The sequence below is a fragment of the Streptomyces sp. NPDC002403 genome, assembly GCF_053593015.1.
In genome coordinates this window covers 60,230-70,296 of the sequence record NZ_JBSFBQ010000043.1, presented here as the reverse complement: position 1 = coordinate 70,296, position 10,067 = coordinate 60,230, and the positions used below count along the sequence as shown (strand labels likewise).

The following is a 10,067-nucleotide window of genomic DNA, read 5'->3' as shown; positions in this document are numbered from 1 at the left end:
CGCCCTGATCGCGTCGGTGAGCGAGGCCCAACGGTCCTTCGGGCAGAGCCAGATGAGGCCGCCGGTGCCGTCCGCGGCCCCGCCCCGTACGCGGGCGGGCCGCCTCCTACAGGTGCGTGGGCTCGAACATCCTCAGCAGGGCCGGGAGCACGACCACCGAAGGACCCGGCCGGGCGAAGGACTTCGCCAGGTCGGCGGTGAGCGTCTCGGGGGTGGTGCGGAGGGCCGGGACGCCGAAGGACTCGGCGAGGGCGACGAAGTCGGGGCGGGAGAGCTCCGTCGCCGTGGCCTCGCCGAAGGCGCCCGTCATGTATTCGCGCAGGATGCCGTAGCCGCCGTCGTCGACGATCAGCCAGGTGACCGGGAGGTCGTACTGGCGGGCCGTGGCCAGCTCCGCGATCGAGTACATCGCGCCGCCGTCGCCGGAGACCGCGAGGACCGGCCGCGTACGGTCGGCCGCCGCGGCGCCGAGGGCGGCCGGGAAGCCGTAGCCGAGGCCGCCCGCGCCCTGGGCCGAGTGCATCGTGTTCGGGTGGCGGGCGTCGAAGGCGGACCAGGCCCAGTAGGCGAGGATCGTCATGTCCCAGAAGCTGGGGGACGTGTCGGGCAGCGCCTCGCGGACCGAGGCGATGAGCCGCTGCTCCAGGGTGAGTTCCTGGGCGGCAATCCTGCCCCTTACCGCTTCGAGGACGGTACGGACCCGCTCCGGCGCCGACGGGTCCTCGCGGTGGCCGACCGCTTCGAGGAGGTCGGACAGCGCCTCGCGGGCGTCGGCGTGGATGCCGAGCGCGGGGTGGTTGGACTCCAGCTTCCCGGCGTCGGCCTCGATCTGGATCACCCGGCCGCGCGGGGCGAACGTGTGGTAGTTCGAGGAGAGTTCACCGAGACCGGAGCCGACCACCAGCAGGACGTCGGCGGACTCCAGGAAGTCCGTCGTGTAGCGGTCCTCCAGCCAGGACTGGAGCGAGAGCGGGTGCTCCCACGGGAAGGCGCCCTTGCCGCCGAAGGTGGTGACGACGGGTGCGTTCAGCTTCTCCGCGAGCGCCAGCAGCTTGCCGGACGCGTCGGACCGTACGACTCCGCCGCCCGCGATGACCGCCGGGCGCTCGGCCTTCGACAGCAGGTCGGCCGCCACGGCGGTCAGTTCGGGACGGGCGTGCAGTTCGCGCGGGGTGGCGTCCATCGCCGTGACGACCGGCAGGGTGGTCTCCGCCAGGAGCACGTCCTGCGGGATCTCGATCCAGACCGGGCCGTGCGGGGCGGTCAGCGCCGACTCCCAGGCGGCGGCGATCGCCGACGGGATCTGGGAGGCGGTACGGACGGTGTGGACCGACTTCACGACGTCGCGGAACGACGCCTTCTGGTCCCGCAGTTCGTGCAGATAGCCGTGGCGTCCGCCGCCCAGGCCCGCGGTCGGGATCTGGCTGGAGATCGCCAGCACGGGCGCGGAGGCCGCCGCCGCCTCCTGGAGTGCGGCCAGGGAGGTGAGGGCGCCCGGTCCGGTGGAGAGCAGCAGCGGGGCGACCTCGCCGGTGACACGGCCGTACGCGTCGGCGGCGAAGCCCGCGTTGTTCTCGACGCGCAGGCCGATGTAGGCCAGCGAGGAGCGGCGCAGCGCGTCGAACATGCCGAGCGCGTGCTGGCCGGGCAGGCCGAAGACGGTGGTCGCGCCGAGGCCCTGGAGGGTCTCGACGACGAGGTCGCCGCCGTTGCGCCCGGCCGGGGGGTTCAGAGCGGCCGCGATCTGCTCGGGGGTGAGCCGCGGCCGCTCGTCGTGGTGGTCGTGGCTCACTTCGTACGGGCCTCTGCGATCTGGCGGGACATGACCGTCGTCAGCTCGTACGCCGTGTGGGAGGCGGCGACGGAGGTGATCTCGGCGTGGTCGTACGCGGGGGCGACCTCGACCAGGTCGGCGGAGACCAGGTTGCAGGAGGACAGCCCGCGGACGATTTCGAGGAGCTCGCGGGAGGTCAGGCCGCCGGCCTCGGGGGTGCCGGTGCCGGGGGCGTGGGCCGGGTCCAGGACGTCGATGTCGATGGAGATGTAGAGCGGCCGGTCGCCGATGCGCTGGCGCAGCTGGTCGGCGACCTCGTCGACGCCGCGCCGCATGACGTCGGCGGAGGTGACGATGCCGAAGCCCATCTTCGCGTCGTCGTCCAGGTCCTGCTTGCCGTAGAGCGGGCCGCGGGTGCCGACGTGGGAGAGCGCGGAGGTGTCGAGGATGCCCTCCTCGACGGCGCGGCGGAACGGGGTGCCGTGGGTGTACTCGGCGCCGAAGTAGGTGTCCCAGGTGTCGAGGTGCGCGTCGAAGTGGAGCAGGGCGACCGGGCCGTGCTTCTTGGCGACGGAGCGCAGCAGCGGCAGCGCGATGGTGTGGTCGCCGCCGAGCGTCATCAGGCGGGCGCCGGTGGCGAGGAGGTCGTCGGCGGCGGCCTCGATCGTCTCGACGGCCTCGTTGATGTTGAACGGGTTCGCGGCGATGTCACCGGCGTCGGCGACCTGGGCGAGTGCGAACGGCGAGGCGTCCTGCGCCGGGTTGTACGGGCGCAGCAGGCGCGAGGCCTCGCGGATCGCGTTGCCGCCGAAGCGGGCGCCGGGGCGGTAGGAGACACCGGTGTCGAAGGGCACGCCGACGACGGCGACATCGGCGGTGCCGACCTCGTCGAGCCGGGGCAGACGGGCGAAGGTCGCGGGTCCGGCGTACCGCGGGACGCGGGAGGAGTCGACGGGACCGCGCGGCGTTTCGTTGCTGCTCATGTGAAGTGCCTTTCCTTCGGGTTTCATACGTTGTTCGGTGTGGTGGGGGGAGCCGGGCAGGCCCTACGCGGTGGTGACCGTCTCGCCCACCGGCTCCTCGGCGGTCGCGCCCCTGCCCGCGAGCCGTTCGCGCCAGGCCGCGAGGACGGCCGCGTCGGTCGGCTTCGTCGCCAGGGAGACGATCACATACGCCGCGAGCGAGGCCAGCAGGCCGTAGTAGACCGGTTCGTTGGCGAGGATTCCGTATCCCGCCATCAGGCCGATCACCGCGAGGCCGCCGACCGACACCGCGGCCAGCGCGCCCGCCGCGGTGCCCCGGCGCCACAGCAGACCGCCGAGGATCGGCACCAGCAGGCCGCCGACGAGCAGGTTGTACGCGACGGTCAGGGCCTCGACGACGTTGTTGAGCGCTATGGCGATCAGGATGACGGCGACGCCCATGATGAGGATGAAGACGCGGTTGCCCTTCACCTCGTCGTGTTCCTCACCCCCGCCGCCCCGGGACACCGCGCCCCGCAGCCGGGACCAGATGTCGTTGTTGGCGACGGTGGCACAGGCGATCAGCGCACCGGAGGAGGTGGACATCACGGCGGCCAGCGCGGCGGCCAGCACCAGCCCGCGCACACCGATGGGCAGCTCGTCCTTGACGATGGTCGCGAACGCGGAGTCGGCGCTGGGCAGCGTCGGGTACATGACCTTCGCGGCGGTGCCGATGACGGCGCCGGCGATGGCGTAGACGAGGCAGTAGGTACCGGCGACGGTGCCGCCGATGCGGGCGACCTTGTCGCTGCGGGCGGTGAACACCCGCTGCCAGATGTCCTGGCCGATCAGCATGCCGAAGGTGTAGATCAGCACATAGGTGAAGATCGTCTCGCCGCCGATGCCGAGCGGGTCGAAGTACTCGGTGGGCAGCTTCGCCTTCATCTCGCTGAAGCCGCCGGCCTTGATCACCGCGATGGGCAGCAGGAGCAGCAGCACACCGATGGTCTTGACGACGAACTGCACCATGTCGGTGAGGGTGATCGACCACATGCCGCCGAGCGTGGAGTACGCGACGACGATGGCGCCGCCGAGGACGATCGCGACGGTCCGGTTCAGGTCGAACAGGACGTCGAAGATGGTGGCGTACGCGATGGTCGAGGTGACCGCGAGCATCAGCGTGTACGCCCACATCACGACGCCGGAGATGATCCCGGCCCGGCCGCCGTAGCGCAGGTCGAGCATCTCGGAGACGGTGTAGACCTTCAGCCGGGCGATCCGCGCGGAGAAGAAGACGGACAGGGCGAGCAGTCCGAGGCCGATGGTGAAGACCATCCAGGCGCCGGAGAGTCCGTACTGGTAGCCGAGGCCGACGCCGCCGATGGTGGAGGCACCGCCGAGGACGATGGCTGCCATCGTGCCGGAGTACATCCCGGGGCCGAGCCTGCGGCCCGCCACCAGGAACTCGCTCTTGGACTTGGCGCGGCGCATGCCCCACCAGCCCATGGCGAGCATGCCGGCCAGATAAATGATGATCACCGCGTAGTCGACGGCCATGGGCTTCCTCCGTTTCGGTCACAAGTGCACATGCCTTACGTGAAGAAGACGGTAGGTGGCCGAGAAGCGACGCTGAAGAGTACGTTTCATCCATAATCGAAGTCTCTGATGGATGGATCATCCATGCCGGAAGCCACGGGCGGGCCCACCCCGCCCCCCACTCCCCCGATCCCGCTCGGCGAACTGCTCGCCCACGAGGAGCTCGGGCTGCACCGGATCGCGGGTCCGGCCGAGGCGGATCTGCTGTGGGTGCACACCTCGGAGATGGCCGACCCGTACCCGTATCTGCTCGGCGGTGAGCTGCTGCTGAGCGCCGGGGTGCAGCTGAAGGACCCGGACACGTTCGTGGCCCGGCTGGTGGAGGCGGGGGCGGCGGCGCTCGGTTTCGGGGTGACGCCGGTGTTCGACACGGTGCCGCGGGAGCTGATCGAGGCGTGCGACCGGCACGGCCTGCCGCTGCTGGAGGTGCCGCCCGAGACCCCGTTCACGGCGATCGCCCGCGCGGTGTGGCGGCTGATGGCGGAGGCCCGGCACCGGGAGCTGCGCCGGGTGACCCGCGCCCAGCAGGCCCTGGCCACGGCGGCGGCCCGGCCCGACCCGGTCCCGGCGGTGCTGCACCAGCTGGCGGCTCAGCTGGAGGGCCGGGCGGCGCTGCTGGCCGCCGACGGCGAGGAGCTGCACGTCTCGGGCCGCCGCCCCGCCCCCGACGTGGCGGCGGCGCTGGCCAGGCTCACCCGGGTGGTCGCCGCCGGGGCCCGCCCCGGCCCGACCTCCGCCACCGACACGCTGCGGGACGCCCATCTGTCCGCGTACGCGCTGGGCGGCGGGCAGGGCCTCGTGCTGGCGCTGGCGACGGACCGGCGCGAGGCCGGGGACCACACCATCGCCGGGGTCGCGGTCGTCCTGCTCTCCCTGCTGGCCGCCCCGCACCAGGGCGCCGACGCCGCCGGCCGGTCCGCCGCCCTGGTGCGGATGCTGCTGGGCGCGGACCCGCAGGACGTCGTGCCGCTGCTCGGCGGCGCAGAGCGGTGGACGGTGGTGCACGCGCGCCGCAGCGGCGACGGCCCGGTCGACCCGCTGACGACCGGCGCGCTGGGCGCCGCCCTCGGTTCGGCCCTGGTCGACGCGGGCCGGGGCGGCGACGCCGTACGGGTACTGATCCCCGGCTCCGGCCGGATCACCCCGCAACCGGGCTGGACCCTCGGCGCGTCCGCCCCCGCCCCCATCACCGCCCTCGACCTCGCCGACGGCCAGGCCTCCCGCGCCCTGGGCCGCGCCGTCGCCACCCGTACCCCGCTCGCCCACCACCTCACCGACGCCGCGGCCGGTCTGGCCGCCCTGGTCCCCGCCGACCGCGCCGAGGCGCACGCCCGCGCCCTGCTCGCCCCGCTCACCGAGCCGCTGGCCGAGACGCTGCGCTGCTGGCTGAGCCTGCACGGCAGCTGGGACCGCACGGCCACGGCACTGCGCATCCACCGCAACACGGTCCGCCAGCGCATCGCCCGCTGCGCGGCCCTGCTGGACGCGGATCTGGACGACATGGACGTACGGACGGAGCTGTGGTTCGCGCTGCGGGTGCGGTGAGCGGTGCCGCACCCGGCCCGCCCGTCCGGACCGGGATCTAGCGCAGCCCGAGGCAGGGCAGCCAGTCGCGCGAGGTGTCGTGGGTGGCGGTGAGCAGGGCGCTGAGCGCGCCCGCGGTTCCGTTGAGCAAGGACGTGTGCGGGGTGCCGGGGACGAGGGTGGCGGGAAGCCGTCGGCCCAGGTGTCCGGCCAGGCGGTCGCGGAGCACCGCGGCGGCCGGCAGGTGGGCGTGCCGGTGGAACGCGTCCGCCACGGCCAGCACGCCCCCGGCGCCGTGGCACAGCGCGAGCTGGTCCGTCAGGGGATCGCCGAAGAGGTGGAACTCCTCGTCGTACCGTTCCGCGAGGGTGGTGAACGCGGTCGCCGCCCAGTCGGCCGTCGACCGGTCGCCCAGGGCGTCGGCCGCGTCCCACAGCGCCCAGGAGACGCCCGGGTTGCCGTAGCACCACGCCTGACGGGCCCGTGCCCCGGCGGCGGGCGGGCCGTCGAGGCCGGCGCCGTCCCAGCTCCGGATGGACCGGGCGTCGTCGAAGGACTGCCGCACCAGCCATCGGGTGGCGCCGCGCAGGGCGTGCAGCAGCTCCGGCTCCTCACCGACGCGGCGGACCGCGGCGGTGAGCCCGGCGACGAGCCCGGCCACGCCGTGGCCCATCCCGGTGTTCACCCGGCCCTGCAGCCAGCCCAGGTACCGATGGCCGGAGTACTGGCCGACCCGCAGACGGCGCAGGTCGCCGCTGTCGCACAGCTCCGCCAAGTGGGCGGCGAAGAGCGCGAGTTGGCCACGCCTCGGCTGTGGCGTCCCGACACAGAGTGCCAGCAGCATGCCGGACGGCCCGCAGATGAGGTCGTAGTCGGGCAGACCGACGTCCGCGGTCCGCCAGGGGCGCACCCGTGCCCTGTCCAGCAGGTGGTCGCGCAGCCGGTCGGCGGCGCGGTGCAGCGGGGGGTGGATGCGGGCGCCGAGCCGCAGGCCGATCAGGGTTCCGGCCAGGCCGCCGTCGTACAGGCCGGGACGGGTGGGCCCGCGGCCGATGGTCCGCGCCCATGCCGCCACCGCGCGTCCGGCGCTCGCCACCGCCGCGGGGTCGGGGGTCCGCGCCGGGCCGGAGGACTTCGCCTGCGGGCCGCACATCTCCGCGACCAGGCAGGCCAGGACCGGAACGCCGGGGTCGGGCACCGCGTCCGGCGCTCCGGAGAAGTCGTCGAGGAGTCGGACGGCGATATCGAGAGCCGCGCGGTGCGGCGGAGCCTGGCTGTCTGCGTGCATCGGGTCTCCTCGTCGGGGAGCCACCCGGAGCGGTCCGGGTGGCTCCGTTCAACTCAACGGTGGACGCATGACGTCATGACGTCCGGATGAGGCACCGTCAGCAGACGCCGATGACGGAGCAGATGAGGACCGTGCAGAGGCCGGAGCACGCCCCGGTGCTGCCGAGACCGTCCGCCATCGGGGGCAGCTCGGTGCCGGTGATCCTCTCGTCCAGCTCGGCGATGAGGTTGTCGAGGTCGGTGAGCTCCATGGTGGGCATGGTGTTTCCTCCTATTTCCTGTTTGTTCCTTCTTGGGTGTGGGCCGCCCCGGAGACCGCCGCACCAGGTGCGGGCGGACCGGGGACGTCATGGGTGAGTGCGGCGGCCGCGGACACCGCCAGCTCCTCGGCTGTCAGGTCGAAAGGAGTCCTCAGCATCAGCGCGGCGGCCACCGGAGCGCCCCCGTGGAGCGCGTCGCCCAGCATCGGCCGCTGCGGTCCGGTCACCGGACCGGGCAGCATCTCCTCGAAGACCAGCTCGTCACCGGGGAGCGCGGCGCACGTCCGGTCGATGACGTTGAGCGCCGTCAGGGCGTCGAGGTCGACCGGCACCGGCTTGGCCTCGAACTCGGGCCGTACGAAGGCGAATCGCGGCATGGCGGCGGAGCGCCTGAGCGAGGCGAGCACCCGTACCCGGTCGAGGTCCCCGTCGCGGGGCCGCCACAGACGGGCTCGCGGTACCCGCCAGGTGGCCGGGGAGACGACGAGGTCCGTGCCCACCGTCAGCCGCGGCAGACGGATGACGTCGCCGCACGCGGGGAAGGCCGCGGCGAGACCGTCCAGACGCAGGATGTTCCCCGCCCAGGGGTGCCCGGCGGACAGCAGCAGCCGCACCAGCCGGTCGTAGGGCGGCATCGGGAGCCGGGTGGCGTGATGGACGGGCACCACCCGCTCGCCGTCCGCCTCGGCGACGATCCGGTGGCCCGACCGTCGCAGGGTGATGCGGTCCAGTGGCAGGTAGCGCTGTTCCGGCCCGCCGGGCCCGAAGTACGCGCGCGCGTGGGGATCTCCCGTCCACCAGCGGGTGGTGGCGGGGCGCCGGACGGCGTTGGCCGCGCGCTCGGTGACCGGCGGCACCAGCAGCTCGACGAACCGCACACCGGCTCGCCGCTCGACGGCGGCCAGGAAGTCGCGGTAGGCGTCGACGGTGTCGTAGCCGCCGTGCAGGGCCCGCAGCGCCTCGGCGAACCGGGCGTCGATGACTCCGGCGGGTGAGGCGGTCTCCAGCACCGCGAGCGGCCCCGGGCCGGGAAGCGGGCGCAGCAGGCAGTCCAGCGGCCACGGCGGTACCACGTCCTCGGCGGGCGGTGCCCCGAGGGCGTCCAGGAGGTCGTCGTCCACGTCCACCTCGGTCTCGTCGCGGCGGGCGGCGAGACGGGCGAGGAGCCGGGCGTACCCGGAGTCCGGGCCGATGGCCCGGTGCCATCCCCGGTAACGGCTCCGGTGCGGTGCGGGAGGGGGCGTCCCGTCCGGGGACAGCAGAGCGGCCAGGAGCTCGCCGACCGGACGCGGGCGCTCGTCCAGCCGCTCGGTGCCCGGCACGGGCGGGAGCGTGCCGGGGGCCGCCTCGCCGTCGGCCCGGCGCAGCGCGGCCAGGCGGTACGCGGTGCGCAGCGCGCGCTGGAAGCGGGCCGCGGCCTCGGTGGGTACGTGTGCGTCCAGGCGGCGGTGGGAGTCGAGGAACCAGGCGTCCGGCTCGCGGGAACCCGGGCCGGTGGACCCGGGCAGCGATCCGGGGCCGGTCACCAGGGCGGCCGGGGACCAGGCGGTGTGGCGGCGCCGGGGGGCCTCGCAGAGCTGGAGCGCGCCGAGCCGCATGAGGTGGGTGAGGAAGCCGCGCAGTACGACGGGGTCGGCGACCGGCAGCGCGCGCTCCAGTTCCGCGAGGGTGCGCGGCCCTTCGGCGAAGAGCGTGAGCAGCAGGTCCAGCAGTGCGGTGCGCCGGAGCACGACCTGTCGCAGCCGTCCCCGGTCGCCCGGGTCGATCGCGTAGCAGCGCAGCGTTGCGCCCGTTGCGTCTTCGTGGCCGGCGTCGGTGAGGTGCAGCGGGGCGGGTGCGAGCGCCGTCGCCGGGTCGGCGGTGCGCAGGTCCGGCGCACCGGCCCGGGTGCGTACCACGTGGACGTTCTCCACGGCGGCGGCGGCCAGTGCGGCCAGCTCGGCGCCGGGGGTGAGGAGCCGCCGGCCCTCCCCGGTGCCGCCGACCGGGACCGGGGCGATCTGCCCCACCCAGCCGCGTGGCGTGGTCTTCGCCGCGGCCCGGCCCACGGCCCGCCACAGATAGGCGGAACGCTTGCGCAGCCGCTTCCCGCTCCATGTCTCGCCGTCGGCCAGGCGGGCGCTCACCTCTGCCGCCAGTCCGGGGTTCGCGGTGTCCAGGAGCTCGCGCAGGACCGGGCTGGAGAACACCAGCGACCAGACCAGTGCGCCCACCCGCTCGCGCTCGTCACCGAGTGCCCGCTCCAGCTCCGCCCGGGTGGCGAGCGCCGCCCCGGCGGCCCGGCACAGCTCGCCGGCCTCCTGCACGAGCCACTCGGGTGCGGCGGTCAGCGCCGTGAGGAATCCGCAGTCCGCCGGGTCCGGCGGCGCGCCCGAGTGCAGTCGCCGCCGCAGCGCCAGCACGGCACGGCGATCGGTGTCCGTCAGGCGCGGATCGGGGACGACGCGGCTCAGCCCTTCGGCCAGGCGCCGGGCGTGCGCGGACTGCCGCTCGACGCTGTCGGCGTGCTCGACGACCCGGCCGAACAGCCCGGAACCGCCTGCGGCCGTCCACATCGAACAGGGGATTCCGGCTGCCCGTACCAGGGCGGTGGTGCCCAGGAGCCGGCCGCCGGCCGCGTCGGGGCGGGCCTGTGAGCGAGGGGCGGCGTGGAGTTCGGTCATG

7 protein-coding genes are annotated in these 10,067 nt (G+C 74.2%); 1 reads left to right on the top strand and 6 read right to left on the bottom strand.

The genetic code is table 11. The features are described 5' to 3' along the window. Positions 1-106: 106 nt before the first annotated feature. From ACWCPY_RS32970 to ACWCPY_RS32960, 3 genes are all read right to left on the bottom strand, one after another. Positions 107-1,792 (bottom strand): thiamine pyrophosphate-binding protein, encoded by a 1,686-nt coding sequence (locus ACWCPY_RS32970; RefSeq protein WP_451271188.1) that lies wholly within the window; start codon positions 1,790-1,792, stop codon positions 107-109. After that, the gene (gene speB / locus ACWCPY_RS32965) at positions 1,789-2,757 is read right to left on the bottom strand and encodes an agmatinase (RefSeq protein WP_361448763.1); all 969 of its coding nucleotides are present in this window, start codon (positions 2,755-2,757) and stop codon (positions 1,789-1,791) included. Before speB ends, ACWCPY_RS32970 begins: the two co-directional genes overlap by 4 nt. 63 nt (positions 2,758-2,820) lie before the next feature. Then, on the bottom strand, positions 2,821-4,293 hold the full coding sequence (locus tag ACWCPY_RS32960; protein ID WP_451271186.1) for a sodium:solute symporter: 1,473 nt from the start codon (positions 4,291-4,293) through the stop codon (positions 2,821-2,823). Between the two features lie 108 nt (positions 4,294-4,401). Here ACWCPY_RS32960 and ACWCPY_RS32955 point away from each other — a divergent pair, with 108 nt between their 5' ends. Next, entirely contained in the window at positions 4,402-5,877 is a 1,476-nt protein-coding gene (locus ACWCPY_RS32955; protein ID WP_451271184.1) for a PucR family transcriptional regulator, read from the top strand. A 37-nt stretch (positions 5,878-5,914) separates the two neighbouring features. Here the strand turns inward: ACWCPY_RS32955 and ACWCPY_RS32950 are convergent, their stop codons facing one another. The 3 genes from ACWCPY_RS32950 to ACWCPY_RS32940 all read right to left on the bottom strand — a co-directional run bounded on the left by ACWCPY_RS32950 (position 5,915) and on the right by ACWCPY_RS32940 (position 10,066). Next, a complete protein-coding gene (locus tag ACWCPY_RS32950; RefSeq protein ID WP_451271182.1) occupies positions 5,915-7,144 on the bottom strand; it encodes a lanthionine synthetase LanC family protein in 1,230 nt (409 codons plus the stop codon). Between the two features lie 97 nt (positions 7,145-7,241). After that, on the bottom strand, positions 7,242-7,403 hold the full coding sequence (locus tag ACWCPY_RS32945; RefSeq protein WP_451271180.1) for a hypothetical protein: 162 nt from the start codon (positions 7,401-7,403) through the stop codon (positions 7,242-7,244). Positions 7,404-7,414: 11 nt separating this feature from the next. Then, positions 7,415-10,066 carry a lantibiotic dehydratase gene (locus ACWCPY_RS32940; RefSeq protein ID WP_451271178.1) on the bottom strand — a complete coding sequence of 884 codons (2,652 nt, stop codon included), beginning with the start codon at positions 10,064-10,066 and terminating at the stop codon, positions 7,415-7,417. Position 10,067 lies beyond the last annotated feature (1 nt).